The 26,192-nt window shown below is 50.0% G+C and carries 20 protein-coding genes, 3 pseudogenes and 1 riboswitch; of the genes and pseudogenes, 9 read left to right on the plus strand and 14 right to left on the minus strand.

Annotation, left to right across the window (positions count from 1 at the left end; translation table 11 throughout):
• Positions 1-3: 3 nt before the first annotated feature.
• Positions 4-900, minus strand: coding sequence for an OmpA family protein (locus CGZ65_RS11405; RefSeq protein WP_096295891.1), 897 nt, complete (start codon positions 898-900; stop codon positions 4-6).
• 504 nt (positions 901-1,404) lie between these two features.
• Between CGZ65_RS11405 and smc the strand changes: the two are divergent.
• Positions 1,405-4,895 (plus strand): annotated as a pseudogene (gene smc / locus CGZ65_RS14425) (chromosome segregation protein SMC).
• A gap of 411 nt (positions 4,896-5,306) precedes the next feature.
• Here the strand turns inward: smc and CGZ65_RS11415 are convergent.
• A pseudogene (locus CGZ65_RS11415) lies at positions 5,307-6,775 on the minus strand (protein adenylyltransferase SelO).
• Positions 6,776-6,915: 140 nt separating this feature from the next.
• Here CGZ65_RS11415 and CGZ65_RS11420 point away from each other — a divergent pair.
• Positions 6,916-7,410: a DMP19 family protein gene (locus tag CGZ65_RS11420; protein ID WP_096295892.1), complete on the plus strand. Its 495-nt coding sequence runs from the start codon at positions 6,916-6,918 to the stop codon at positions 7,408-7,410.
• 87 nt (positions 7,411-7,497) lie between these two features.
• Here the strand turns inward: CGZ65_RS11420 and gdhA are convergent, their stop codons facing one another.
• Positions 7,498-8,835 carry an NADP-specific glutamate dehydrogenase gene (gdhA, locus tag CGZ65_RS11425; RefSeq protein WP_096296187.1) on the minus strand — a complete coding sequence of 446 codons (1,338 nt, stop codon included), beginning with the start codon at positions 8,833-8,835 and terminating at the stop codon, positions 7,498-7,500.
• A 419-nt stretch (positions 8,836-9,254) separates the two neighbouring features.
• Here gdhA and CGZ65_RS11430 point away from each other — a divergent pair, with 419 nt between their 5' ends.
• Positions 9,255-10,049 carry a thymidylate synthase gene (locus CGZ65_RS11430; RefSeq protein ID WP_096295893.1) on the plus strand — a complete coding sequence of 265 codons (795 nt, stop codon included), beginning with the start codon at positions 9,255-9,257 and terminating at the stop codon, positions 10,047-10,049.
• A 66-nt stretch (positions 10,050-10,115) separates the two neighbouring features.
• On the opposite strand, the gene lapB is transcribed toward CGZ65_RS11430, so the two are convergent.
• Positions 10,116-11,285: a lipopolysaccharide assembly protein LapB gene (gene lapB / locus CGZ65_RS11435; protein WP_096295894.1), complete on the minus strand. Its 1,170-nt coding sequence runs from the start codon at positions 11,283-11,285 to the stop codon at positions 10,116-10,118.
• 12 nt (positions 11,286-11,297) lie between these two features.
• Positions 11,298-11,633 carry a LapA family protein gene (locus CGZ65_RS11440; RefSeq protein ID WP_096295895.1) on the minus strand — a complete coding sequence of 112 codons (336 nt, stop codon included), beginning with the start codon at positions 11,631-11,633 and terminating at the stop codon, positions 11,298-11,300.
• A gap of 334 nt (positions 11,634-11,967) precedes the next feature.
• Between CGZ65_RS11440 and ilvE the strand changes: the two genes are divergently transcribed.
• The 3 genes from ilvE (at position 11,968) to CGZ65_RS11455 (ending at position 13,666) form a co-directional block, all read left to right on the plus strand.
• Complete coding sequence (gene ilvE / locus CGZ65_RS11445; RefSeq protein ID WP_096295896.1) at positions 11,968-12,966, plus strand: branched-chain-amino-acid transaminase; 999 nt, start codon at positions 11,968-11,970, stop codon at positions 12,964-12,966.
• Positions 12,967-13,108: 142 nt separating this feature from the next.
• Positions 13,109-13,306 carry a zinc-finger domain-containing protein gene (locus tag CGZ65_RS11450; protein ID WP_096295897.1) on the plus strand — a complete coding sequence of 66 codons (198 nt, stop codon included), beginning with the start codon at positions 13,109-13,111 and terminating at the stop codon, positions 13,304-13,306.
• A gap of 12 nt (positions 13,307-13,318) precedes the next feature.
• The gene (locus CGZ65_RS11455; RefSeq protein WP_096296188.1) at positions 13,319-13,666 is read left to right on the plus strand and encodes a hypothetical protein; all 348 of its coding nucleotides are present in this window, start codon (positions 13,319-13,321) and stop codon (positions 13,664-13,666) included.
• Between the two features lie 60 nt (positions 13,667-13,726).
• Here the strand turns inward: CGZ65_RS11455 and CGZ65_RS11460 are convergent, their stop codons facing one another.
• The 7 genes and pseudogenes from CGZ65_RS11460 to CGZ65_RS11495 all read right to left on the minus strand — a co-directional run bounded on the left by CGZ65_RS11460 (position 13,727) and on the right by CGZ65_RS11495 (position 20,827).
• Positions 13,727-14,551, minus strand: a complete 825-nt coding sequence (locus CGZ65_RS11460; protein WP_096295898.1) for an undecaprenyl-diphosphate phosphatase — start codon at positions 14,549-14,551, stop codon at positions 13,727-13,729.
• A gap of 594 nt (positions 14,552-15,145) precedes the next feature.
• Positions 15,146-15,769: a thiol:disulfide interchange protein DsbA/DsbL gene (locus tag CGZ65_RS11465; protein WP_378595461.1), complete on the minus strand. Its 624-nt coding sequence runs from the start codon at positions 15,767-15,769 to the stop codon at positions 15,146-15,148.
• A 9-nt stretch (positions 15,770-15,778) separates the two neighbouring features.
• A complete protein-coding gene (locus tag CGZ65_RS11470) occupies positions 15,779-16,849 on the minus strand; it encodes an SPOR domain-containing protein (protein WP_096295900.1) in 1,071 nt (356 codons plus the stop codon).
• Between the two features lie 219 nt (positions 16,850-17,068).
• Positions 17,069-18,565 (minus strand): YifB family Mg chelatase-like AAA ATPase, encoded by a 1,497-nt coding sequence (locus CGZ65_RS11475; RefSeq protein ID WP_096295901.1) that lies wholly within the window; start codon positions 18,563-18,565, stop codon positions 17,069-17,071.
• An 11-nt stretch (positions 18,566-18,576) separates the two neighbouring features.
• Positions 18,577-18,897 (minus strand): accessory factor UbiK family protein, encoded by a 321-nt coding sequence (locus CGZ65_RS11480; RefSeq protein ID WP_096295902.1) that lies wholly within the window; start codon positions 18,895-18,897, stop codon positions 18,577-18,579.
• 99 nt (positions 18,898-18,996) lie between these two features.
• A pseudogene (gene metK, locus CGZ65_RS11485) lies at positions 18,997-20,164 on the minus strand (methionine adenosyltransferase).
• Positions 20,165-20,344: 180 nt separating this feature from the next.
• Positions 20,345-20,455, minus strand: a riboswitch (SAM-I-IV-variant riboswitch).
• Positions 20,456-20,482: 27 nt separating this feature from the next.
• Positions 20,483-20,827, minus strand: coding sequence for a hypothetical protein (locus tag CGZ65_RS11495; RefSeq protein ID WP_096295904.1), 345 nt, complete (start codon positions 20,825-20,827; stop codon positions 20,483-20,485).
• A gap of 104 nt (positions 20,828-20,931) precedes the next feature.
• On the opposite strand from CGZ65_RS11495, the gene CGZ65_RS11500 reads away from it, so the two are divergent.
• A complete protein-coding gene (locus CGZ65_RS11500) occupies positions 20,932-21,810 on the plus strand; it encodes a lysophospholipid acyltransferase family protein (protein ID WP_096295905.1) in 879 nt (292 codons plus the stop codon).
• 63 nt (positions 21,811-21,873) lie between these two features.
• Here CGZ65_RS11500 and CGZ65_RS11505 read toward each other — a convergent pair whose 3' ends face one another.
• Together CGZ65_RS11505 and cysE are read right to left on the minus strand one after the other, a co-directional pair.
• Positions 21,874-22,173: a hypothetical protein gene (locus tag CGZ65_RS11505; RefSeq protein WP_123803529.1), complete on the minus strand. Its 300-nt coding sequence runs from the start codon at positions 22,171-22,173 to the stop codon at positions 21,874-21,876.
• Between the two features lie 55 nt (positions 22,174-22,228).
• Positions 22,229-23,071 carry a serine O-acetyltransferase gene (cysE, locus tag CGZ65_RS11510; protein ID WP_096295907.1) on the minus strand — a complete coding sequence of 281 codons (843 nt, stop codon included), beginning with the start codon at positions 23,069-23,071 and terminating at the stop codon, positions 22,229-22,231.
• 185 nt (positions 23,072-23,256) lie between these two features.
• Between cysE and grpE the strand changes: the two genes are divergently transcribed.
• Together grpE and dnaK are read left to right on the plus strand one after the other, a co-directional pair.
• Complete coding sequence (gene grpE / locus CGZ65_RS11515; RefSeq protein WP_096295908.1) at positions 23,257-23,838, plus strand: nucleotide exchange factor GrpE; 582 nt, start codon at positions 23,257-23,259, stop codon at positions 23,836-23,838.
• Between the two features lie 317 nt (positions 23,839-24,155).
• Positions 24,156-26,084: a molecular chaperone DnaK gene (gene dnaK, locus CGZ65_RS11520; RefSeq protein WP_096295909.1), complete on the plus strand. Its 1,929-nt coding sequence runs from the start codon at positions 24,156-24,158 to the stop codon at positions 26,082-26,084.
• Positions 26,085-26,192: the final 108 nt, after the last annotated feature.

Below are 26,192 nucleotides of genomic sequence, written 5' to 3' on the forward strand. Positions count from 1 at the left end.
TAATTATTTCTCACCGTGCAGAATGATTTCTACACGACGGTTAGGTTGGTCACATTCCTTACGAGCCTTGGCGTTTGTAGGGAAACGTTTGCGACAGTCGTTGATCAGCAATTCTTGTGCGCCACGACCTTGAGCAGAAATCAGGTTAGTATCCAAACCACTTTCGCCTAATGCACGTTTTACAGTCTCGGCACGACGAACAGACAAGTTTTGGTTATAAGCCGGTTTACCTTCCGGATCGGTATGGCCGATGACTTCAATGCTGTTCACTTTGGCTTTGTTCTCACGGATGCCTGCGGATACGGCGGCAATTTCCTGCTTACCTTTTTCCAACATATCTTTGTAGTCGGAGCGGTCAAACTTAAACAGAGCCGACGCTTCTAAATTGTATTTTTTCAGCACCTGCGCACATTTAGCAGGACTAACAACACGAGATAAGGTATGATTTTGACGTTTTACACCTTTCATTTCTGCTTCGGCTTGTTCAGGCGTCACACTTTGTAAAACAGGTTGACCGTTGCCGTTATCGACAACTTTAAAGAAAGAGACCGTAGATTCGGGCAGATTGTAGTAATCGCCTGAATTGGCTTTTTTATAATATGCTGAATCTTGACGGGTAAAATCAGCAAAGAATTTTTGGTTTTGCGCACAAATCAATTCTTGACGGTAAGCATTAGGCTGCAAAGACCCTGAGTATTCACCATTCACGTAAATATTTACAGTAGCACCTTGCAGCGCATTGGCTTGGCGATAGAACACCACCGAAGAGCGCCCTTCCGGCACATCAGTGCTGTAAACGGTTTCTGTTGTATCCACCCACGTTTCTTTTTGTTGGTGCGCGCAACCAACCAACACGGTCACCGGCAACAAACCCCATAACAAGCTACGAAATTTCAACATTTTAAGCTCCTATTTATTTGATTATAATAGTTTAAATTTTTCCAAAGCACACACACGCAGATCGCCAACACAGTGCTTAAATTATTTGATAGTCATAAAAAATATCTGCTACTTGCCCGATACTAACCCTTACAGCATATAATATACGCTTTAACCGAAGTAATATTTCTATTGAATATTAACGGTAGATTAATCAGACAACAGGTAGTTAATAGCAGCTCGTCATCGTCATTTTGACAACATTATTTAACAATCCAACCAATCCTAAAGATATAATAAATTTATGATTTTATGATATTTATTATTTTTTAATGTGAATGGACTATACGTTGTCTGCCCTCATTCACCGAAGTTGCGGCGTTTAAACAACACCTTCCCCGCCAAATATAAAATCTGATAAAACCCATTTCATTTTCAGAGCATTTAATTAATCAAAACCTGCAAAATTTTGGTTGATTTCCGTTAAAATACCGCCTTTGCTTTTACCCGTTTTCTAAGAAACTCATGCGCCTTACTCATATCAAACTTTCCGGCTTCAAATCTTTCACCGACCCGACCACCATTCACGTACCGGGGCAACTGGTTGCCGTGATTGGTCCCAACGGTTGCGGCAAATCGAATGTCATTGATGCTGTGCGCTGGGTATTGGGCGAAGCTTCTGCCAAACAATTGCGGGGCGAGAGTATGCAAGACGTGATTTTCAACGGAGCCGCCACCCGACGTCCTGCACCTCGCGCTTCGGTAGAATTGGTGTTTGACAACAGTGACCACACCCTGCAAGGCGCTTGGGGACAATATGCGGAAGTCAGTATCAAACGCCAGCTTACCCGCCAAGGCGATTCTACCTACTACATCAACAACCAAGCCGTTCGCCGCCGCGACATTACCGATTTATTCTTAGGTACCGGCGTGGGCGCGCGCGGTTATGCAGTGATTGAACAAGGCATGATTTCGCGCATTATTGAAGCGCGGCCGGAAGAATTGCGTGCTTATATAGAAGAAGCGGCGGGGGTATCTAAATATAAAGAGCGCCGTAAAGAAACCGAAGGCCGTCTGAAAGATACGCGCGAACATTTGCAGCGCTTGAGCGACTTGCAAAACGAGTTGGGGCGTCAGGTTGAAAAGTTGGAGAAACAGGCTGAAACCGCCGAGCGCTACAAAACCCTCACCGCCCAACTTAACCGACAGCAGGATTTGCTCGACTACACTCAGTGGCAGCAAGCACTGGCCACCGCCGACAAAGCTACCGCGCAACATCAATCGCTGCAAGCGCAACAGGACGAAACCGCCACGCAAATCCAAACGCTGATGGATGAAGTACACACCCTGCAAGCTGCCGAACAGGCTCAGCAGCAAAGCGTGCATGAATTGAGCACCCGCCGCGGTGTGTTGCGCGAGCAGATTGCCCGCTTGGAAGAACAAATGCGCCACCAACGCAACTTGAGCCAACGCATTGAGCGCGACCGCCAAGCGGCACAGGCGCAACTGCAGCGTATTCACCAAGAGCAGCAACAAATCCACGCCCAACTTGAAGACACCGATATTCAAAACGAAGAAAAACAAATTGAGCTGGCCGAACTCGCCATGCAGGTGGCCGAACACGAAACCCAACTGCCCGAATTGGAAGAAGCCCAAGCCGCACTCAATGCCGCCTATCAGACCCAGCAAGACGAAACCGGCCGTATCAAACGCGAATTGGCTTTGAAGCAGCAACAACTTGCCCACGCCAAAGAAACTGTGCAGCAGCATGAGGCACGCAAAGGCCGTCTGAAACAGGAAAGCCACGCCCTAAATCTACCCGACGACATCGAAACCGCTGCCGCGCAAGAGCGCTCCTCCTTGCTACAAAGCCAACAAGAACATTACGAAGAACAAATCTTTGCCGCCGAAGAACAATTAACCGCCCTGCGCGACGCTTTTCAGACGGCCTCAAATCATTTCCAAACCCTACAGCGGCAACACATTACCCTGCAAGCTCAGCAGCAGGCTTTGTCGCAATTATTGGTGCAAACGCAGGAGGCCGCCGATTTTTGGCAAGCCACCGCACACGACAACGCGCCGCAGCTGTGGCAACACATCAGCGCACCGGACGACTGGCAGCATGCTTTAAGCGTGGTACTGGCCGAACGTTTGCAAGCGCGTGCCGTACCCGACTCCTTTAATCCGCCTTCCCCCTGCCCCCTAATCAGGCTGCATGGTTGAGCGACAAACTCACCGGAGGCCTGAAGAAATCGCTGCCCGCACAAGCCTTGTTGAACCAAATCCAAGCCCAAGCGCCTTTTCAGACGGCCTTATACCATTGGCTCGACGGCGTATTGTGCGCGCCGAATTTGGATTACGCCCTTACCCACCAAAGCGATTTGAGCGGCCAACAAATCTGGCTCACACCGGAAGGCCATCAGGTTGATAAAGTCAGCGTGTTGCTTTACGCCGAACCTCAGCAGGAAAACCTGATTGCGCAGAAAGCCCGCTTGGACAAACTCACTACCGAACTTAGCCAACTCTCGCCGCAACTGTCCGCTGCCGAACAAACCCGCAACCAAGCACAAGCTGCGTTGCAAGCCGCTGAAAACCATCACAAAAACCTGACCCGGCAGCAAAAACAGCACACCCAGCAATACCACCAAGCCCAGCAGCATGCCGCCGAATTATTGGCACGTACCAACCAAGGCCAAATCCGTCGCGAACACATCACGCAGGAATTGGCGCAGCTTGAAGAAGAACAAACCATTCTGATCCAGTCTTCAGAGGGGCTTGAAGACGACATCGCCGCCCTGCTCGAAGCCATTACCGAATTGGAACACCAGCAACACAAATTTTCTGCCGACCGCCAAACCCGGCAAGGCCGTCTGAAACAGGCGCAACTTGCCCTGCTCGAAGCCAACCGCCGCTACGGCTTGGCCGAAGTGGCCGCGCACAAACTGCAACAGCAAAAACACAACCTGCAACAGCAGCTTACGCGTTTAGACGAACAAACCTTGGATTTACAGGCACGCCAGCAGGAATTGATGCTGGCTTACGAAACCGAAATGCAGGATGACGAGCAGCACATCAAGCTCGAAGAATTAATCGAAGCTGTGCAGACACTCGACGAAGAATACGCCGTGCTGCAGGAAACCTTGAACCAAACCCAAGCGCAAGGCCGCGAACAATATGCCCGCCAGCAAACCTTGCAGGCCAAATTGCCGCAGCTTCAAGCAGCCACGCAAACTGCTTTGCTCCAACAGCAAGAAGCCTTGATTAACGCCAAGCGCTTCCATCAAAACCTGACCGAACGCAACGCCGATTTGGCGCAATTGGAAACTTTGGCCAAAGAAGCAGGCCGTCTGAACGTGTTGAACAACCAAATCGGCAGCCTCACGCAACAAATCGAAGCCTTGGGCGCGGTCAACCTCGCCGCCCTGCAGGAATTGGAAGAAGCGCGCGAACGCGACGATTATTACCGCAGCCAAAGCGAAGACGTACAGGCTGCGATTGACCTGCTCGAAGAAGCCATCGGCCAAATCGACAACAAAACCAAAGCGCGTTTCAAAGAAACCTTCGACGCGGTCAACGAAAAAGTACAAACCTTCTTCCCGACTCTGTTCGGCGGCGGCGAAGCGGTGCTGAAAATGATTGGCGACGACCTGCTTACCGCCGGCGTGTCGATCATGGCGCGCCCGCCCGGCAAGAAAAACAGCACCATCCATCTGCTCTCCGGCGGCGAAAAAGCCCTCACCGCCATGAGCTTGGTGTTTGCCCTGTTCAGCCTCAACCCTGCGCCGTTCTGCCTGCTCGACGAAGTGGATGCGCCGCTCGATGATGCCAACACCTCGCGTTTCTGTAATTTGGTGAAAGAAATGTCGGCGCAAACCCAATTCCTCTACATCTCGCACAACCGCCTGACCATGGAAATGGCCGAGCAGCTCGTCGGTGTGACCATGCAGGAAAAAGGCGTATCGAGAATTGTGTCGGTAGACATCCAACAAGCGCTGCAAATGGCCGAACCGGCTTGATAAGCGATTGAATGAAAAGGCCGTCTGAAACAAAATTCTGTTTCAGACGGCCTGAGATGTAGGAAATTGTCGGGTTGTTTACACTTTTTATGCAAAACAGCTTTTATTTTCTGCCTAAATGATTGTTTTAGGATTGTTGAGCATTATCAAGAACCATGCGGCGTTGCCGTGCCTTTCGGCATTCTTGGCAACATTCAACAATCCCCAAATGGGTCTTCAAGCAAAAAAAAGCAAAAGTGTAAACACCATTAGGATTTTCTACACGCGGTAATCCGCCTTAAAATTTCAGAAACTTATTTTATTCAATAGTTTGCCATGCTCAAAAATAGATTGCCGCCTGGGTGGGAATGACGGCTGTTTTGATTTTTATTGGTGCTTCATGAGGTTTTGCAAAGGTCTCGGCCTTTCACTTTAACTCGAACAACTCACCGCAATCCCTTCCGCCCATTCCGGTGCTGGTTGGGCGAAATCGGCAAACTCCGGCCGCGCGTCAAACGGGTTGGCCAAACAGCGGCGCAGGCGTTCGATTTCGCGATAATCACCTCGCTGCGCCAATTCGATGGCTTGTTGCGCCAGATAATTGCGCAACACATACAGCGGATTGGCCTGATTCATGCGCTGCTTGCGTTCGGTATGGCCGCTATTCTCGGCACGCAGGCGTTGGCGGTAACGGCCGGCCCAGCGTACAAACAATTGCGAATTATGCTCGCCAAACAAGGCCATTAATTCAGACGGCAACGCATCATCATGCACATTGCTGACTTCGCTTAATTTTCTGAAAAACAAAGTGAAATCGACTTTTTTGTCTTGCAACGCGGCAAACATATCGGCAATCAATTCCGCATCGTCTGCCTGCTCAGTCAGCAAACCGAGTTTCGGGCGCATGCGTTTGAGATAGGCCGTCTGAAAAGTGTCCGGCCATTGTTCCAATAAATCGTTGAGTTCTTTTTCCGGCACCAAAGATTCAAAACAATTGGCCAAAGCCGCCAAGTTCCAATGCGCGATGTAGGGTTGGGCATGATAGGCGTAACGGCCTTCGTGGTCGGAATGGTTGCAGACGTGGCGGCGGTCGTAGCCTTCCATAAAACCGAATGGGCCGTAATCAATGGTCAGGCCGAGTATCGACATGTTGTCGGTATTCATCACGCCGTGGCAAAAGCCGACGCTCTGCCATGCGGCAACGGTTTCGGCGGTTCGCCCGGCCACCGTTTGCAGCATAGCCAGATAAGGATTTTCGGCTTCACGGCATTCGGAGTAATAATGCGCAATCACAAAATCGGCCAACGTTTTCAGCTCGGCTTCGCGGCCGGTGTAGAAAAAATATTCGAAGTGGCCGAAGCGGATAAAGCTCGGGGCAATGCGGGTGACCACGGCAGCGGTTTCCATCGTTTCACGATATACCCCATCATCGCTACCCACTAAAGCCAAGGCACGTGTGGTCGGAATTTTCAGGCCATGCATGGCTTCGGAACACAAATACTCGCGTACGCTCGAGCGCAACACCGCCCTGCCGTCGGCAAAACGCGAATACGGCGTTTTGCCCGCCCCTTTCAGCTGCCATTCCCACGCTTTGCCATGCTCATCCGGCGTTTCACCCAGCAACAATGCACGCCCATCGCCCAAGCGCGGGTGTAACCGCCGAATTGATGGCCGCTGTAAACCGTTGCAATGGGTTGCGGCTGATATTCCGTCGCGCTGCCGGAAAGATAAGCAAGGTTTGAGGCCGTCTGAAAACTTTCAGACGGCATATTCAATTCTTGAAGCAAGGTTTCGTTGACCGCAATCCAATACGGCTGATTCAGCGGCTCGGGCTTGATGGTGCTGTAAAACGTGTTGGGCAGCGTGGCAAAACACGCCGCTTTCAGGGGAAGTGTGTGCATCATGGTTTCCTTTATTATGATGGCTTCACGATAACACATTTGCGGGTGCGGATAAATGAGGCCGTCTGAATCATTACCCATCTTTCCCAGCCCTGCCCGTTTCCTTATAATGTTCATTCCCATTTTTCAGACGGCCTGATATGACCACTTTATTCCAACGTGACGAACTCAACCCCAACGACCCTGCCGAGTTTCTCTATACCTTGAGCGCAGCCTATCTCGACCATACCGCACAAAACGGCGATGAAGAAATGGCTTCGTTAAACGACGAACAGCACACACTGGTGGCTTACTGCTATCTCGACAGCCAAGTGCAGGAAGGCGGCTTCGCGCAACTGATTGCAGCAGGTTACGGCGAATATATTTTTCACAATCCCGTGGCCGACAGCCTGCGCCGCTGGCGGATTAAGCCGACCCCGAAAATTTTAGACAAGGCCGAAGCCTTATATGAAAAATACGGCGCAGACATCGAGCAACTGGCCGAAGCGGATACACCGTTAGACAACATCCGTGCCAAGTTTGCCGATTTTGAAGAGCTCGACGGCGAATATTACGAAACCGCCGATGAAGACATGGCCGCAACGGTGGCTTATGTACAGGCCAATTGGGACAAATTTGCCGTTATCGGAGATTAAATTTATCAACACGGTACCAAACAATAAAGGCCGTATGAAATTTCAGACGGCCTTTGATATATTTTCGGATTTTACATCACCAAAAGATTAGATACCTTGCGCCAACATCGCGTCAGCCACTTTAACGAAACCGGCAATATTCGCACCGTCAACGTAGTTTACGCTGCCGTCTTCACGGGTACCGTATTTCACACAGTTCTCATGGATGTCTTTCATGATGTTGAACAGGTTTTTGTCCACTTCTTCGCGAGTCCAGCACAAGCGGATGGCGTTTTGGCTCATTTCCAAACCTGAAGTTGCCACACCGCCGGCATTGGATGCTTTGCCCGGTGCGTACAGGATTTTCGCATCCAAGAATTGTTTTACTGCGCCCAAAGTCGATGGCATGTTGGCACCTTCGGCAACCACTTTACAACCGTTGGCCAGCAAGGTTTTGGCTGCTTCTTCGTCCAATTCGTTTTGGGTCGCGCAAGGCAGAGCCACATCGGCAGCCACACCCCAAGGTTTTTGGTCTTCAAAGTATTGCAAGCCTTGTTCTTTGGCGTACACAGACAAACGCTCGCGGCGTACTTCTTTCAATTCGACCAACGCAGCCAATTGCGCTTCAGTCATACCGCTGTCGGCAAATTGAACAAAACCGTTAGAGTCAGAAACAGTCAGCACTTTAGCGCCCAATTGAATTGATTTTTCAGCAGCATATTGCGCCACGTTGCCCGAACCGGAAATCAGCACGCGTTTGCCTTTCATGCTGTCTTGTTTGGTTTCCAACATGAATTGTGCGAAATACACGCAGCCGTAGCCGGTAGCTTCAGGACGAATCAAGCTTCCGCCCCAAGTTAAACCTTTACCGGTCAGCACAGAAGTGAATTCGTTGCGGATTTTTTTATATTGTCCGTACAAGAAGCCGATTTCGCGACCACCCACACCGATGTCGCCGGCCGGTACGTCGGTATTCGGGCCGATATGGCGGTAGAGTTCGGTCATGAAGGCTTGGCAGAAGCGCATCACTTCCGCGTCAGATTTGCCTTTAGGGTCAAAGTCGGAACCACCTTTACCACCGCCCATCGGCAAGGTGGTCAAAGCATTTTTAAATACTTGCTCGAAGGCCAAGAATTTCAACACACCCAAGTCAACAGTCGGGTGGAAACGCAAGCCGCCTTTGTAAGGGCCGATGGCAGAGCTCATTTGAATGCGGTAGCCGCGATTTACCTGCACTTCGCCTTTATCGTCCACCCAAGTCACGCGGAACATAATCACACGCTCAGGCTCGACAATGCGCTCCAACAGGTTTTGCTGGGTGTATTTAGGATTGTCTTTCAAAAAAGGTTTCAAGCTTTCAAACACTTCTTCTACAGCTTGGTGAAACGGCTCTTGGTTGGGGTTGTTCTTTTTCAGTTTTTCGAACAAGGCATTTAAATCGGTCATGATACACTCCAAAAAAATGATCGGATGGTAATTCATCCCAAAGTAGGAAATTTGTGGAATGAAATATAACCTTATTTTTTTTTGCTGCCAAGTATTTTTTTGTAAAATTGTTGACATTATTTTAAATGGATTTTTATTTAAAAAAATTTAATTTTGAATAATAAAAATTAATTAGCATTATTTATTTATATTTATATATAAAATGGAATTACAGACTAAAATTAAAAAACTCTATTTCTAAAATTTATTGTGTAAATTTCCATCAAATTTGATACAATGCAAAATTTTGTCAACAATTTGATGTATTTTGGTTGTGATTTAATCTCATTTAAGCGGCTATTCAACCAGCCAATTCAATTCCCATGCATCAGGCCGTCTGAAATGCTAAAATGACAGCCATTCAAATATAAGGAATTCTTATGAAAGCCTATCACGACCTTATGCGCCGTGTTCTCGAACAGGGCACCGACAAAGCCGACCGCACCGGCACAGGCACACGCTCTGTGTTCGGCCACCAAATGCGCTTCGATTTAAGCCAAGGTTTTCCGCTTTTGACCACCAAAAAGCTGCACTTGCGCTCCATCATTCATGAATTGCTGTGGTTTCTCAAAGGCGACACCAACATCAAATACCTGAAAGACAATAATGTGTCGATTTGGGACGAATGGGCCGATGAAAACGGCGATTTAGGCCCGGTTTACGGCTACCAATGGCGAAGTTGGCCGGCTCCCGATGGCCGTCACATCGACCAAATCGCCAATGTGGTGGAACAAATCAAAAAAAATCCCGACAGCCGCCGTTTAATCGTTTCCGCATGGAATCCGGCTTTGGTGGACGAAATGGCCTTACCGCCATGCCATGCGCTGTTTCAATTTTATGTGGCCGACGGCAAACTTTCCTGCCAGCTCTACCAACGCAGCGCCGATATTTTCTTGGGCGTGCCATTCAACATCGCCAGCTATGCCCTGCTGACCATGATGGTGGCGCAAGTGTGCGGTTTGGAAGCGGGCGAATTTATCCATACTTTCGGCGATGCCCACCTTTACCGCAACCACTTTGAACAGGCCGAACTGCAATTGAGCCGCGACACGCGTCCGCTCCCGACCATGAAAATCAACCCGGATGTGAAAGATTTGTTTGCCTTCACCTTTGAAGATTTTGAATTGGTGGATTACGATCCGCATCCGCATATTAAAGCGGCGGTGGCCGTATAATCACGATCTACATAAAAAAGGCCGTCTGAAAAATATTTTTTCAGACGGCCTTCACAATTCAAGCACTTACACTTCAATACGGTTGGGCGCGAAAGTTTCCCATTTGTTACACGCCGGACAATGCCAGAAAAACACCTGCGATTTGAAATGGCAATTACGGCAGCGGTACATCACACTTTTTTGCAGTTGGCGGCCGACAACGGCGCGCATCATATCGGCATCACCTTTCCATTCCGCCGGCATGTCGCTCAGCTTCAAACCGAGCAAACGGTACACGCCGTTTAAATCCGGTTTTTGACGCACCAATTCCACAGCCAATGCGGCTGCTTCCGCTTCGCCTTTGAGCAGCAAGGCTTTTTCGTAGATAACGTTAATCAAATCCAGATCAGGAAAAGTTTTCATGTAGCCGATTAAGCGGTTCAAGCCTTCCTCTTGCTTGCCTTGGGCGGCATAGGCATCATACATTTTCTCGCCGACCATGCTCAGGTAAGAGTGGTTTTGCTGCTCAATCGCGCCATAGGCTTCAACCGCAGCGGAAAAGTTGCCCTGTTTGACTTCGATGTCGCCCAAAATCATGTTGGCACGGGTACATTTTTTATTGGCTTCCAAGGCTTTTTGCACGTTGTAGCGCGCCACGTCGAAATTGGATTTAAACAGCGCACCGTGGGCGATTTCACAATAAAACTGCGCAATCTCGAATTGATAAGTCTGCTCGTTGTGGCTCAATAATTGTGCCATTTCGATGGCTTTTGCCCAATCGCGGTCTTGTTGGTAAATGCTCATCAGACGATGGCGGGCTTCCCGCGCCATGCCGCCCTCGAGCAAGCCGATGAAGATTTGCTCGGCACGGTCGACCAAACCGGCGCTTTGGTAGTTTTGCGCCAATTCAAACAACACGCGTTCGCGCTTCTCATTGACGGTATCAGGCGACTCGAGCAAGGCTTGGTGCATATTGATGGCCTTGTCGTTCTCGCCGCGCTGGCGGTAGAGTTTGCCCAAGGTCAGGTTCAAATCGTAAGATTGAGGCTGCTGATCCACCACTTCGGCCAGTTCGCGGGCGGCGCGGCCATTATTGCGGTCAACCAGCGCGTCCAAGCTTTTATAGAAACCGGTCGGAATGCTTTTGGCCTGTTTCAACACCGTTTTCATGTCCACCCGCGCGGCAAACCACCCCATCGCGAAAAACACCGGCAACAGGATAATCGGCAGCAAGATGACCCATAATTCGTTATCCATGAGCATCCTTATTTATTTCTGCATCAGATTGATTGGGGTAGATGCCGTTGTCGCCGCCGGCACAGTAGGCGTGGCTTTCTGAATGTCTTGCTCGGTCATGCGGCCGTGTTTTTTCACTTCGGCACGCAGGCGGTTGGCTTCACTGCGCAATCCGAGCAAACGGCCGAACAGCGCAAACATACCGAACACAATGCCGACCACAAATGCGCCGAACAACACCACAATCAACGGTACTTCTACGTGCTGCCCCGGCAGGTAGAAAAACGACACCACTTGGGTATTGCTCACGGCCAGCAGCAAGAACACCAGCAAAATCAAAATTTTAACAATCAGGTAAACAACTTTCATTCAATTCTCCGTGCATGCGGCCTAAGCTGATGAGGCCGTCTGAAAATAATCCTGTGTAAGTTTAAACGATTTATTTCGTTTAGGATAGAACGGTACAACGCAGAAAGATTCGCCGCCATCATTTTCAGACGGCCTTTGGTAATCACTAATTGCTGACAATTTAGCAAACTGTTTTCCATGCATTGCCCGTCTGCTCGGCTTCTGCCGTATTTAAGCCTGAAAAATTACGTTAAAAATCCGTTTTTTTCCACTTGCCAAAACCATATCGACAGGCGTATTGTTTAGCTTTTAATCTATCGAATCCAGATCATTTAAGAATAAGAAAGGCCATATCATGAGCAGACCCGTTCCAGCCGTATTCGGCAGCGTATTTCACGCCGAAATGCCGGTAATCGAATTTACAGACAACCAATGGCAGCCGGTCAAATGGCAGCCTTCAAATGATTTGACCATTCCGGCCGGCGCGCATGCCCTGCACTACGGCAGCGAATGCTTCGAAGGTTTGAAAGCCTTCCGTCAGGCCGACGGTAAAATCGTGATGTTCCGCCCGACTGCCAACATCGCCCGCATGCAGCAAAGCGCGGAAATCCTGCATTTACCGAAACCGGAAACCGAAACCTATTTAGACGCTTTGATTGAACTGGTAAAACGTGCCGCTGATGAAATCCCCGACGCACCTGCTGCCTTATACCTGCGCCCGACCTTAATCGGCACCGACCCGATTATCGGCAAAGCCGGCGCACCATCGCAAACTGCACTGCTGTATATCTTGGCTTCTCCTGTGGGCGACTACTTCAAAATGGGTTCGCCGGTGAAAATTTTGGTAGAAACCGAACACATCCGCTGCGCGCCGCACATGGGCCGCGTGAAATGCGGCGGTAATTATGCTTCGGCCATGCCTTGGGTGCTGAAAGCGAAAGAAGAACACGGTGCGGCGCAAGTCTTGTTCTGCCCGAACGGTGACGTACAGGAAACCGGCGCATCCAACTTCATCGTTATCAACGGCGACGAATTGGTGACCAAACCGCTGACCGACGAATTCCTACACGGTGTCACCCGTGATTCCGTATTGACCGTAGCCAAAGACTTGGGCTACACAGTAACCGAACGCAACTTCACCGTTGACGAATTGCAAACCATGATTAAAAACGGCGCCGAAGCCATTCTCACCGGCACCGCCGCCGTGATTTCGCCGGTGACTTCATTTGTGATTAACGGCAAAGAAATCAACGTGCAAAGCCAAGCGCGCGGCACCGCCATCCGCAAAGCCATCACCGACATCCAATACGGTTTGGCTGAAGACAAACACGGCTGGTTGGTTGAAGTGTGCTAATGATTAAGCCATGAATGTAGGGGTCGTCTGAAAGCAAGATAATTTCAGACGGCCTTTTATTTGCCGAATCCAAACCCACAAAGCTTGTGCACAAAACCGTGCTTCTGTCGTACAATAAACAGCAAACTGCCAAGGAATCATCATGCCACAAACAACCGATAATCCCATTATCCACATCACACCGCAAGATTTGCCGCTGCATTGCGCGGGTCCCAAATACGAAACGTGGAACGGCCACCCGCGTGTATTCCTGCCGATTCAGTCCAACAGCGACATTGAATGCCCCTATTGTAGTATCCGCTATCATCTAGATGGCGAAATTCCCCATCATCATTACTAAACACACACCATGATTCGACACGCCGCCATTTTGTTCTTGATTTCCCTTTGCGCCGCCTGCGGTTCACATAAAGCTGTACGCCCTTCCGCACCGATACCGGTTGTGGCCGAAGCCGAAACGTATTCCGTCAACTACGAAGCCGCCGACGGTCAACGCATTACCGCCATTTACATCAACAGCAACAGCCCGATGACGGTAGAACTGCGCCAAGGCAACACGGTGGAAAGCCTGAAGCAAATCCAATCGTGGGCAAAGGGCGTAGAATACAGCAACCTTTCCACCCGCTGGCATGTTCAGGAAGGTTTTGCTACCCTTACCCGTCGCGGCAAACCGATTGTGTTTACCGAAATTATTGAATGATTAATTGAATGATTATAAAAAGGCCGTCTGAATATTCAGACGGCCTTTTTTCAAACTGATTTATTCAGTCCACTGCACCCAACCCATCGCCCAAGTCAGCAGAATCAAGCCGCCGAAAACAATACGGTAATAGGCAAACGGCACATAATTTTTTGTTGCCAAAAATTTCAGCAAAGCTTTCACCGCCAGCAAACCGGCGAAAAATGCAGCGATGAAACCGACTGCAATCAAACCGATGTCTTGCAGGGTAAACAGTTTATAATGTTTCAAAATATCGTAAGAAGTTGCCGCAATCATCATCGGCACGGCCAAGAAGAATGAAAACTCAGTCGCTACCTTGCGCTCCAATCCCCACAGCATACCACCCATGATGGTACTGCCCGAGCGCGACGTTCCCGGCACTAAAGCACAAATCTGCACACAACCGACCACAAAAGCATCAATCGGGCGTATATCATCAACATTCACCACCTTCGGTGCACGGCTTTGTTGGCGTTTCTCCACCCACAAAATAAAAAAGCCGCCCAACACCAGCATGGTGGCCACAGTAATCGGGTTAAACAAATAAAGCTTAATCTGTTTGCTAAACAACAAACCCACCACCGCTGCCGGCACAAACGCCACTGCCAAATTCAACACAAAACGGTTCGCCGCGCGTTCCCTGCCGATACCGCGGATTACCCTGCCAAAACGTTGGCGATACTCAAAAACCACCGCCAATACCGCGCCTAATTGGATGGCGATTTCAAACACTTTGCCGTTGCTGTGGAAATTCAGTAAATCGCCGACCACAATCAAGTGTCCCGTGCTCGAAATCGGTAAAAATTCGGTCAATCCTTCAACAACGCCCAAAATCAGGGCTTTCAACAACAATATAATATCCATTAAACCTCTTTCAGACGGCCTGGGGTGTAGAAAATCCTAGCGTTGTTTCCACTTTTTCTTTTTTGCCTGAAGACCCATCTTGGGATTTTTGAGTGTTGTCAAAGATTCCGAAGGCAAAGCCGCATGGTTCTTAATAATGCTCAAAAATCCTAAAACAATCATTCAGGCAAAAATAAAAGCCGTTTGGCATAAAAAGTGTAAACAACCGACGTTTTTCTACACTTGCAAAACTCCAAATTTGAGTGCGGTTCAAAGCAAGCAGCGTAGAAAGCACAAACATATCATACAGATAGACAAGCTTTAGAGGGGCGCATAACGAAGAAATACGCTCCAATGAAGTATTTTACAAAGGTCTCGGCCTGTTTATCAATCAAAACATTAAGCTGCTTCATTCATCAAATATTGCTTACGACAATATTCACGTCAAATGGTTTCATGTCCTCTGAAACCATTTCCGACAAGCATTATAATTTGGAATGAAAATACAGGCAGCCTTTTCAGACTGCCTGTTTGTTATTCATGATAATCGGTAGCTATCTCAATGATTGGCGGATTTGGCCAAGGCCGCCCTTTACTTTTTACACGGCTGCCTGCCTACTTCAAACCGCGCTCACTGCGCACTTTGGCAACCAATTCATCAATGGTTCTCATGCCGTTTTGATAATCGCCGTTGAACAACACTTCATATTTGCCGCCGACAATCACCATCGGCGTGCTTTCGATACGGTAGGTTTCGGTCAAACCTTGCATTTTTCTGGCTTGAGCTTGATTGGCTGCTGAATCATAGGCGGCAACCAATTTTTTACCGTCAAAACCTTTTTGCGCCGCAGCCCATTGTTTGAAAGTTGCACTGTCGGCCAGGTTGATTTTTTGCTCATATACCGCTTTGAACACAGCCGGATTGGCTTGGTACTTCAAACCGGAACTGTTCACCGCAGCGGCCACGCGTGCCATGCCGAACATTTCCGGCTGCCAAACTACATGCTCGGTACGCAAGTATGTGTCTTTGGCAAAGGATTGGCTGTGCTTCAACAACACCGGATCCAAATGGTAGCAATGCACGCAGAAGTAACCGAAAAATTCCAACACTTCCACCTTATCTGTCTGAACCTGCGGAATCGGTTTGGCCAGCACTTGGTAATCCTTGCCTTCGGTAGCGGCTTGCGCCATACCGGCCAAAGACAAGGCCATCAATGCCGAGAATAATTTCATTTTCATCATCATTCCTTATTGAACCGAACGGGTAAAGCTGCTTATGCCGTTTTTCTTCAAGGTTTGCTGCACGCGCTGGGCTGCATCTTGTGCCAACACACCGCTTTGCAGGCGGTACACTTTCTTACCGTTGGCCGATCCTTCTACCACACTGGACTGCACGCCCATCATGGCCAATTTGGCACGTTGCGCATCGGCAAAAGCACGGTCGGCATATGAACCCATTTGTACAATCACTTTTTTATCCGAAGATTTCGGGCTTGCATTGGCTTTGCTGTCGGCAGCTTTGCTTGATTTTTTCGCTTCTTCGCCTACAGCTTTGCTTGATTTCTTCGCTTCTTCACCTGCAGCTTTGCGCGCTTTTTCAATGCTGCCGCTGTTTAAGATTTGCTCCGGAGTTGGCTTGGCAGGCTGTTTCTCTGCTGCTTTTTTCTCTGCTGCTTTTTTCTCTGCTGCTTTTTTCTCTGCGGCCTTTTTCTCGGCCAGTTTGCGCTCGGCTCGGGCTTTTTGTTGGGCAGTCAATTCGGCTGCGGCTTTTTTATCAGCGGCAGCTTTATCCGCTTTGGCTTTTTCCGCACGTTTTTGTGCCAATTCGGCTTTGCGTTTGGCTTCAACGGCTTTTTTCTCTGCGGCAGCACGCTCTTCGCGCTCTTGAGCGGCACGTTCGGCGGCATCGCGGTCATCTTCGGCATCTGTCGTGACTTTAGGTCCAACAGTGGCTTTCGGCATTGGCACAGGCACCGCCGCAGGGGTGGCAGGTTTGTTTTCATCGGCCTTAGGCTGCTCGGTTTCAGACGGCGTATCTTGCGCTTCTGAAGCGGCGGTATCCGCTTCGCCGGCTTTGGTATCCGGCTCAACAGGGGCAGCCGGCTCTGCTTCTGAAGCAGGTTTTTCCACCGGCTTAGGCAGCGCTTGCGGCTGCAAAACTTCAGGCTCGGAAGTTTGCTCCGGCTGAGCCAGTTCTTTGAATTGGTTTTGATTGCCTTTGTTTAAGAAAAACAAAATGCCGACAATCACAGCAGTCGCGAGCAGCAGCCCTGAAATAAAACCGGCAATACCTTTACCATGTTGTGTCTGTTTTTTCATAACGTACCTTTATTTTTCAGACGGCCTCAAAGTATGAACACCACTCTGAACCGCCGTCCTCTATTCAGATAGGACATTTTATCAACAACTCTTATATTCGGCAAAATCAAAATATCGACATAATGTGCCGTGCGCAGGCCACTTAACAGCCTCTCCATTTATCAGCAGGCCGTCTGAAAAACGGGCTACTGGGATTTATTATTCTGAATGGTGTTGGAATTACAACGCCCTGCGGAAGCTGATGGCTTTCAGCACATGGCTGCGGCCGACGGCCTTATCGCCGGCCAAATCGGCCAAGGTGCGCGCTACGCGTATGATGCGGTGGAAACTGCGTGCCGAAAGTGATAATTTTTCCAGCATCGCACCTAAGGCATCGCGCGCTTCCTGTTCGATATTGGCCGCGCTGTCTAATTCGGTCACGCTCAAGGCGGCATTCACTTTACCTTGGCGCGCATATTGTCTGTCGCGCGCCGCCAACACCCGCTGTAACACATCGGCACTGGGTTCGCCCGCTTGCTGCTGCATCAATTCTGCGGCAGGCAGGCTCGGCACTTCAATGGTTAAATCAATGCGGTCAAACAGCGGCCCTGAAATTTTGCTGCGGTAACGCGCGATGCTCTCGGGCGTGCAGCGGCAGGGTTTGCTCGGGTGACCGAGATAGCCGCACGGACACGGGTTCATCGCCGCCACCAATTGGAATTTGGCCGGATAGACCGCCTGCCGCGCCGCACGGGAAATGTGGATTTCACCGTTTTCCAACGGCTCGCGCAACACTTCCAACACTTTGCGGTCAAACTCGGGGAATTCGTCGAGAAACAATACGCCGTGGTGCGCCAAAGAAATCTCGCCCGGCCGCGGATCCGAACCGCCGCCGACCATCGCCGCCGAGCTGGCACTGTGATGGGGCGACCGAAACGGCCGCTCGTGGCTGAGTTCTTGCTGATGATTGGGCAACAATGAGCGCAAGGCCCATACTTCGACCAGTTCGTCTTCAGTCAGTGGCGGCAAAATACCGGGCAAGCGCTGCGACAACATCGATTTACCCGTACCCGGCGGCCCCATCATCAATAAACTGTGTCCTCCTGCCGCCGCAATTTCCAGAGCCAAACGCGCGGTATGTTGCCCTTTTACATCACTTAAATCAGGCAAGTTTGTATGTTGAGACGGCCTGTCGAGATTCGGGCATTCGGTTTGCGCCAAAGGCTCGACGGCATTTAAATGCGCCGCCACTTCGCCCAGCGATTGCGCACCGTAAACCGTGATGCCTTTCATCACGGCGGCTTGCCGGGCATTTTCTAATGGCAGCACAAAAGCCCGCCCTGCCTGCATACCCTGCCACGCCATTGCCAATGCGCCGCGCACAGGCCGCAATATACCCGACAAGGCCAGCTCGCCGGCAAATTCGTATTGCGCCAGTTTCTCCATCGAAATCTGACCTGACGCGGCTAAAATGCCGATGGCAATGGGCAAATCAAACCGGCCGGATTCTTTGGGCAAATCGGCCGGCGCCAGATTGACGGTGATTTTTTTTGCCGGAAAATCAAAGCCGCTTTGGATAATCGCCGCCCGCACACGGTCACGGCTTTCCTTCACTTCGGTATCCGGCAGCCCGACAATATTGAAATGCGGCAAACCGTTGGCAAGATGGGCTTCCACCTCGACCAACGGCGCATTCATGCCACTTAGGGCGCGACTGTAAACCAAAGCGAGCGACATGATTGACGGCCTTATTCGGCGCTGTCTGCTTTGGTTACCGATTCAACGGCTGCTTCCACTTTGGCGGCAGATTCAACCATGTTTTCTTCGGCCGCAGGATTTTGCGCTGCTTCCAGCTTGACCAGACGCGCTTCCAGCTCCACCAATTTGGTGCGGGTTTTAATCAACACTTGCTGCTGGATATCAAATTCTTCACGGGTCACCAAATCCATGCGGTTAAACGCGCTGCCCAACATGGCTTTGACGTTTTTCTCAACATCTTTAGCCGGACTGTTGGCAATGGTTTCGCTCAATTTCGAGGTCACTTCTTCAAACAGGTTTTTACCGAACATGGCTGTGTCCTTTATTCATAGAAAAATAATGCAGCTATTGTATAAGAGAAAAGGCCGTCTGAAAACATAAGTTTCAGACGGCCTTTGGTTCTTTCATCATTAAAGACCGGCAGCGGCTCTCAATGCTTGCGCCTTGTCGGTGCGCTCCCAAGTAAACTCAGGCTCTTCGCGGCCGAAGTGACCGTAGGCGGCGGTTTTGCTGTAACGCGGGTGCAGCAAGTCCAACATTTGCACAATGCCTTTCGGGCGCAGGTCAAAGTGTTCGCGCACCAATTTAATCAAATCGGCTTCACTGATTTTGCCGGTGCCGAAGGTATCGATCGAAATCGAAGTCGGCTCGGCCACGCCGATGGCGTAAGACACTTGGATTTGGCATTGTGTCGCCAAACCGGCGGCCACAATGTTTTTCGCCACATAGCGGGTGGCATAAGCGGCAGAACGGTCAACTTTAGACGGGTCTTTGCCGGAGAACGCGCCGCCGCCGTGCGGTGCGGCACCGCCGTAGGTATCGACGATGATTTTACGGCCGGTCAAACCGCAGTCGCCTTGCGGGCCGCCAATCACGAAGTTACCGGTCGGGTTAATCAGGTATTTGGTTTGGCCGGTCAGCATTTCAGACGGCAACACCGGCTTGATGATGTGTTCAATCACAGCTTTGGCCAACTCTTCGTGGCTGATTTCCGGATCGTGTTGGGTCGACAATACCACGGTATCGATGCGCTTTACTTTGCCGGTTTCGCTGTCGTAAACACAGGTTAATTGCGCTTTGGCATCAGGGCGCAACCACGGCAGGCGGCCGTCTTTGCGCAATTCGCTTTGACGCTGCATCAGGCGGTGGCTGTAGTAGATGGCAAACGGCATCAATGTCGGGTTTCGTCGCAGGCATAGCCGAACATCAGGCCTTGGTCGCCCGCGCCTTGGTTCAAATCAATGCCCTCGCCTTCGTTGACACCTTGGGCGATGTCGGGTGATTGTTCGCCGTAGTTCAACACCAATTTAAAGGTATCGGCGGCAAAGCCCCACTCGGGATTGTTGTAGCCGATGCGTTTTACGGTGTCGCGCGCCACTTGTTCGTAATCAATCTCGGCGGTGGTGGTGATTTCGCCGGCCAGCACGCACAAATCGGTAGCCACCAAGGTTTCCGCCGCCACACGTGCGGTCGGGTCTTGCGCTAAAATCGCATCCAAAACCGCATCGGAAATTTGGTCGGCCACTTTGTCGGATGGCCTTCGGATACAGATTCAGAAGTAAACAAAAATTCGCTCATTACTCATTCTTTCTTTTTTTAAATAAGCCGTTAGGTTTTCAGACGGCCTATTTACTTACATAATCAAACGGCAAAAATCATAGCAGTTTTTGCCCAACCCCACTATACAAATAAGAATTTTTCTTATTTACTTATTTAAATGCACGAAATTCTTTTGCAACAGACAAAAAAATTCCCGCATTAAGCGGGTTCGGATTGCTCTGGCGAGCCACATCGGCCTTGCGACCGTCCACCTTACTTTTCTTTTCGAAAAGCAGGTTGGCATGGAATTCCCAACTCTTAATGCAGCTGGGATTGTAGCAAAACCGAGCGGTTTTATCAAGTATCCTTCCTCTTTTCAGGCGGCAGAAATACCGACAGCACCAGTGCGGAAAATGCGCCGCAGCTGCCGAAGACAATGCCCGCTTCCAAGTCTCTGAACAGTACCGTCCCAAATAATGCACCGCAGGCCGCGCCGATAAATGCCGCCGCAACACTGCCCATCCAACCTCGTGTTAATTTAGCGATTCGGACAACCCAGCCGCACAGCCCGGCGGGAACCGCGCCCAGCAACCAAGCCAGTAGCAATATTTCCGCGTCCAGCCCACTCCATGCCCCGTCAAACCATACCAAACCGATTAAACCTATAAAAGGCCCTAAAATGAGAAATAATAAAACAATCACCCAGTTTTCCCTTGTTTCTTAAAAATACTTAAATTTAAAGTGATAGAAACGCCCTGCCATTATACTATAATCACACTCTCACAATTGACTGGACATTTACGCCCATGCAAACCCTCGTTATTCTGTTATTCAAATGCTTTGCCGCGCTGCCGATGCCGCTGTTGCACACACTGGGCAACGTTTCGGGCAGTGTGGCATTTTATTTTCTCAAGGAAGACCGGCAGCGCGTGCGCGCCAATATGCGCCAAGCCGGTTTGCAGCCCGATAATAAGATGATTCAAACCGTGTTCCGCGAAACAGCCAAAGGCGGTTTGGAACTGCCCGTGGCTTTTTTCAGACGGCCTGAAGAGATTGAAACGCTGTTCAAACAAATTAACGGCTGGGAACACGTTCAGACGGCCTTGGATAATCAGCAGGGCTTGCTCTTCATCACACCGCACATCGGCAGCTATGATTTGGCCGGCCGCTACATCAGCCAGCAATTGCCTTTTCCGCTGACCGCCATGTACAAACCGCCTAAATTCAAAGCCGTCGATGCCGTCATGCAGGCCGGACGTGTGCGCGGCAAGGGCAAAACCGCGCCGACCAACATCCAAGGCGTAAAGCAGGTTATCAAAGCCCTGCGCGCCGGTGAAGCCACCATCGTATTGCCCGACCATGTACCCGCGCCCGAAGAAGGCGGCGACGGCGTGTGGGTCGATTTCTTCGGCCGTCCGGCTTATACCATGACACTAGCGGGCAAACTCGCCCAAGTCAAAGGCGTGAAAGCGCTGTTTTTCGTCGGCGAACGCCTGCCCGATGGCCAAGGATTTGCGCTGCACATCGAACCTCTGCAAGACGAACTCAACGGCGACAAAGCCCACGATGCACGTATCATCAATCAAAACATGGAGTATTGGATTCAACGTTTCCCAACGCAGTATCTGTTTATGTACAACCGCTACAAACGTCCGGCCGGGGCACCGCAACCGCCGATTGAATAAACCCTATAGAAAATGCCGTCTGAAAATACTTGTTTTCAGACGGCATTTTTTCATCATTCAAAATTACCTCAACTGCCCATAAGCGGTACAAATTTCCTGTGCCGTCTGCTCGGTGCGGCGTTTGTCCATACCGCTTAAACCCATCGCCTCGCTTTGCAATTGCGCCAAATATTGCGCAATTTCATGTTTATCTGCGCCACGCCCAAGCATACCTGTCAGCACATACGCATAGCTTTGATATTCATCGCGGCAATTTTCTTCATCATTGATTTCCAGCGGATCCCACATCCGCCAAAGAATCTCATCCACGACCCGACAGAGTTTTGCGGCATCTGATTTAGGCTGTTTCATCTTTTTAAGCATGCGTTAAGTTTGCCTTACAAAGAAAATTGTATTTTTAAAGGCTGTATTTATTCCGTCAAATCACAAAATCCGCACCCGACAATTCAATATACTGATTCATGTCTTGCGACGGCACTTTAGACGAGCGGCCGATTGGTTTGGCCGGCACGCCGACCACGGTAATCGACGACGGCACATCGGCTACCACGACGCTGCCGGCGCCGATTTTGGCGTTTTCGCCGATGCGGATATTGCCCAAAATCGAAGCGTTCGCGCCTATCATCACGCCGTCTGAAACTTTCGGGTGACGGTCGCCGCATTCTTTGCCCGAGCCGCCCAAGGTCACACCGTGCAGGATGGAAATATTGTTGCCCAAAACGGCGGTTTCACCGGCCACGAAACCGGTGGCATGGTCAAGCATCAGGCCGTGGCCGAAACGTGCGGCAGGGTGGATATCGACGCCGAACACTTCCGACATACGGTTTTGCAGGAAATAAGACAAGGTTTTGCGGCCGTTGTTATACAGCCAATGGTTGATGCGGTGCGCCTGAATGGCGTGGAACCCTTTGAAATAAAGCAGCGGCAGCGAATATTCGTCACAAGCCGGGTCGCGCTCGTAAATGGCCTGCAAATCTTGTTTCATGCTGTCGATAATGCAGCAATCATCGGCAAACGCTTGCAGGCAGATTTCGTTCAACGCGCGCACATCCATAATCGGACTGCCGAGTTTGCTCGATAAATGAAATGCCAACACGGCATCAAGCGAATCGTGGCGCAACACGGTTTGGTGCAGGAAACTGGCCAGCATCGGCTCGGCGTTGGCGGCGGCGGCGGTTTCTTCAAGAATCGCATTCCACAAATCGAAACTGCGGGTATTGAGATGGTCTTTTTTCGGAGGGGCAGATGTGGTTTTTTTCATGATGGTAAAGGCCGTCTGAAACTGATAAAACTGTTATCTTACCGTTTTCATTGAGTTTATCATAGCCGATTAACAGATAAGTTTATAACCAAAAGTTCTCTTAGAGATTTAAAGTTTATTTGGCTTGAAATTTTTTCAGACGGCCTTATATGCGGTTTATTAAACTATTTCCCGTTGAACGAAGGATGTCGGACATGACTGAACAAAACCCAAACACCGAAGAAGAAAAAGTAGAAACTCAAGAAGCGCACGCAGCTGAGGCCGTTGCTGAAACCGAATCCGCTGAAGCCGAAGCAGCGCCTGAGCCGGCCATTGAAGATCTGCAGGCGCGCATTGAAGAATTGGAAGGCCAGCTCAAAGACGAACAATTGCGCGGTTTGGCCAATGAGCAAAACCTGCGTCGCCGTCATCAGGAAGAAATCGCCGCGACCCATAAATTTGCCGGTCAAAAATTCGCCGCTGAAATGCTGCCGGTAAAAGATTATCTGGAAATGGCTTTGCTGGACCAAAGCGGTAATTTCGAAGCCTTGAAAATGGGCGTGCAAATGACCTTGAACGAATTGCAAAAAGCATTCGATGCCACCCAAATCAAAGAAATCAACCCTGCTGTGGGCGACAAACTCGACCCGCACCAACACCAAGCCGTGCAAACCGTGGTGAGCGAGCAAGAGCCCAACACCATCGTCAATGTGATGAAAAAAGGTTATTCATTGTCTGAACGCGTGTTGCGTCCGGCCATGGTTGTGGTGGCAAAAAAAGAAGATTGAAAGCACCGCTTGATGCTGTTTATCAAGCATAAAATTTTCAGACGGCCTTATTCCATACCGGTAAACAATCCGCCGCTTTCGGAAAATCATTCCGAACCATCGGAACAAGATTCGGATAACAAGGCCGTCTGAAAAAACAAACCAACACCCTAAACAGCCTGTGGATAAATAAATCAAGCACTTGAATTAAATCATAAAAAAATTTCATCTCAAGCCTTGAAAAAAAATTGAACACCCTTATCTACAAGCCAACTCAACAACAAGTTCAATAAATTCATTAATCAGTAATTTAATTTTTTACCAGGAGCTATCACACTATGGCAAAAGTAATCGGTATCGACTTAGGTACAACCAACTCTTGCGTGGCCATCTCTGAAAACGGCCAAACAAAAGTCATTGAAAACGCCGAAGGCGCACGTACCACCCCTTCAGTGGCCGCCTACCTCGACGGCAACGAAGTATTGGTCGGCGCACCGGCCAAACGCCAAGCCGTCACCAATGCAAAAAACACCATCTATGCGGCCAAACGCTTAATCGGCCACAAATTTGAAGACAAAGAAGTACAACGCGACATCGAAACCATGCCGTTTGAAATCATCAAATCTGCCAACGGCGACGCATGGGTAAAAGCGCAAGGCAAAGAATTGTCGCCACCGCAAGTTTCGGCCGAAGTATTGCGTAAAATGAAAGAAGCCGCCGAAGCTTATTTGGGCGAAAAAGTAACTGAAGCGGTGATTACCGTTCCGGCTTACTTCAACGACAGCCAACGCCAAGCCACCAAAGATGCCGGCCGCATCGCCGGTTTGGATGTAAAACGCATCATCAATGAGCCGACCGCAGCCGCATTGGCCTTCGGTATGGACAAAGTATCCGGCGGTGACCGCAAAATCGCGGTTTACGACTTGGGCGGCGGTACTTTCGATATCTCGATTATCGAGATTGCCGATGTAGACGGCGACAAACAGTTTGAAGTATTGGCCACCAACGGCGATACCTTCTTGGGCGGCGAAGACTTCGACCAACGCATCATCGACTTTATCATTGACGAGTTCAAAAAAGAACAAGGCATTGATTTGAAAGGTGATCCGATGGCCATGCAGCGTGTGAAAGAAGCTGCCGAAAAAGCCAAAATCGAATTATCGAGCGGCCAGCAAACCGAAATCAACCTGCCTTACATCACCATGGATGCGAGCGGTCCGAAACACTTGGTATTGAAACTGAGCCGCGCCAAATTCGAATCTTTGGTGGAAGACCTTATCAAGCGTTCTATCGAACCTTGCCGCATTGCCTTGAAAGATGCAGGCTTGAGCACAAGCCAAATCGACGACGTAATCTTGGTGGGCGGTCAAACCCGTATGCCTAAAGTGCAGGAAGAAGTGGAAAAATTCTTCGGCAAAGCCCCTCGCAAAGACGTGAACCCTGACGAAGCCGTGGCTGTGGGCGCTGCGATTCAAGGCGAAGTATTGGGCGGCGGCCGCAGCGACGTGTTGCTGCTTGACGTGACTCCGCTGTCTTTGGGTATCGAAACCATGGGTGGCGTGATGACCAAGCTGATTCAGAAAAACACCACCATTCCGACCAAAGCATCACAAACTTTCTCTACCGCCGAAGACAACCAATCGGCCGTAACCATTCATGTGTTGCAAGGCGAACGCGAGCGTGCTTCTGCCAATAAATCACTGGGTCAGTTCAACTTGGGCGACATCGCTCCGGCACCACGCGGTATGCCGCAAATCGAAGTGACTTTCGACATTGACGCCAACGGTATCCTGCACGTTTCCGCCAAAGACAAAGGCACCGGCAAAGCGGCCAACATCACCATTCAAGGTTCTTCGGGCTTGAGCGAAGAAGAAATCGAACGCATGGTGAAAGACGCGGAAGCCAACGCGGAAGAAGATAAAAAACTGACCGAATTGGTCGCTTCACGCAACCAAGCCGAAGCCCTGATTCACTCAGTGAAAAAATCTTTGGCCGACTACGGTGACAAACTGGATGCCGACGAAAAAGCCAAAATCGAAGAAGCTTTGAAAGCCGCTGAAGAAGCTGTGAAAGGCGAAGACAAAGCCGACATCGACGCCAAAGCCGAAGCCTTGGGCGCAGCCAGCCAAAAACTGGGCGAAATGGTTTACGCCCAAGCGCAAGCCGAAGCACAGGCTGGCGAAGGCGCAGCTCAAGACGGTTCGTCTAAGAAAGACGACGATGTCGTTGATGCCGACTTTGAAGAAGTGAAAGACGACAAGAAATAAGGCCGTCTGAAAAAGTGCGAATCTTTACAGATTCGCACTTTAACCGATATGCTATGCCGGACTGTCGGAGCAGGTATCCGGCAATGGCGGAATCCGGTTTTTCAAAAC

The organism is Neisseria weixii (assembly GCF_002327085.1).
GTDB lineage: Bacteria > Pseudomonadota > Gammaproteobacteria > Burkholderiales > Neisseriaceae > Neisseria > Neisseria weixii.

Coding starts and splice junctions, on each gene's coding strand:
- CGZ65_RS11405 (WP_096295891.1), bottom strand. CDS start 900: ATGTTGAAATTTCGTAGCTTGTTATGGGGTTTGTTGCCGGTGACCGTG.
- CGZ65_RS11420 (WP_096295892.1), top strand. CDS start 6,916: ATGACCACTTTATTCCAACGTGACGAACTCAACCCCAACGACCCTGCC.
- gdhA (WP_096296187.1), bottom strand. CDS start 8,835: ATGACCGATTTAAATGCCTTGTTCGAAAAACTGAAAAAGAACAACCCC.
- CGZ65_RS11430 (WP_096295893.1), top strand. CDS start 9,255: ATGAAAGCCTATCACGACCTTATGCGCCGTGTTCTCGAACAGGGCACC.
- lapB (WP_096295894.1), bottom strand. CDS start 11,285: ATGGATAACGAATTATGGGTCATCTTGCTGCCGATTATCCTGTTGCCG.
- CGZ65_RS11440 (WP_096295895.1), bottom strand. CDS start 11,633: ATGAAAGTTGTTTACCTGATTGTTAAAATTTTGATTTTGCTGGTGTTC.
- ilvE (WP_096295896.1), top strand. CDS start 11,968: ATGAGCAGACCCGTTCCAGCCGTATTCGGCAGCGTATTTCACGCCGAA.
- CGZ65_RS11450 (WP_096295897.1), top strand. CDS start 13,109: ATGCCACAAACAACCGATAATCCCATTATCCACATCACACCGCAAGAT.
- CGZ65_RS11460 (WP_096295898.1), bottom strand. CDS start 14,551: ATGGATATTATATTGTTGTTGAAAGCCCTGATTTTGGGCGTTGTTGAA.
- CGZ65_RS11465 (WP_378595461.1), bottom strand. CDS start 15,769: ATGAAAATGAAATTATTCTCGGCATTGATGGCCTTGTCTTTGGCCGGT.
- CGZ65_RS11470 (WP_096295900.1), bottom strand. CDS start 16,849: ATGAAAAAACAGACACAACATGGTAAAGGTATTGCCGGTTTTATTTCA.
- CGZ65_RS11475 (WP_096295901.1), bottom strand. CDS start 18,565: ATGTCGCTCGCTTTGGTTTACAGTCGCGCCCTAAGTGGCATGAATGCG.
- CGZ65_RS11480 (WP_096295902.1), bottom strand. CDS start 18,897: ATGTTCGGTAAAAACCTGTTTGAAGAAGTGACCTCGAAATTGAGCGAA.
- CGZ65_RS11500 (WP_096295905.1), top strand. CDS start 20,932: ATGCAAACCCTCGTTATTCTGTTATTCAAATGCTTTGCCGCGCTGCCG.
- CGZ65_RS11505 (WP_123803529.1), bottom strand. CDS start 22,173: ATGCTTAAAAAGATGAAACAGCCTAAATCAGATGCCGCAAAACTCTGT.
- cysE (WP_096295907.1), bottom strand. CDS start 23,071: ATGAAAAAAACCACATCTGCCCCTCCGAAAAAAGACCATCTCAATACC.
- grpE (WP_096295908.1), top strand. CDS start 23,257: ATGTCGGACATGACTGAACAAAACCCAAACACCGAAGAAGAAAAAGTA.
- dnaK (WP_096295909.1), top strand. CDS start 24,156: ATGGCAAAAGTAATCGGTATCGACTTAGGTACAACCAACTCTTGCGTG.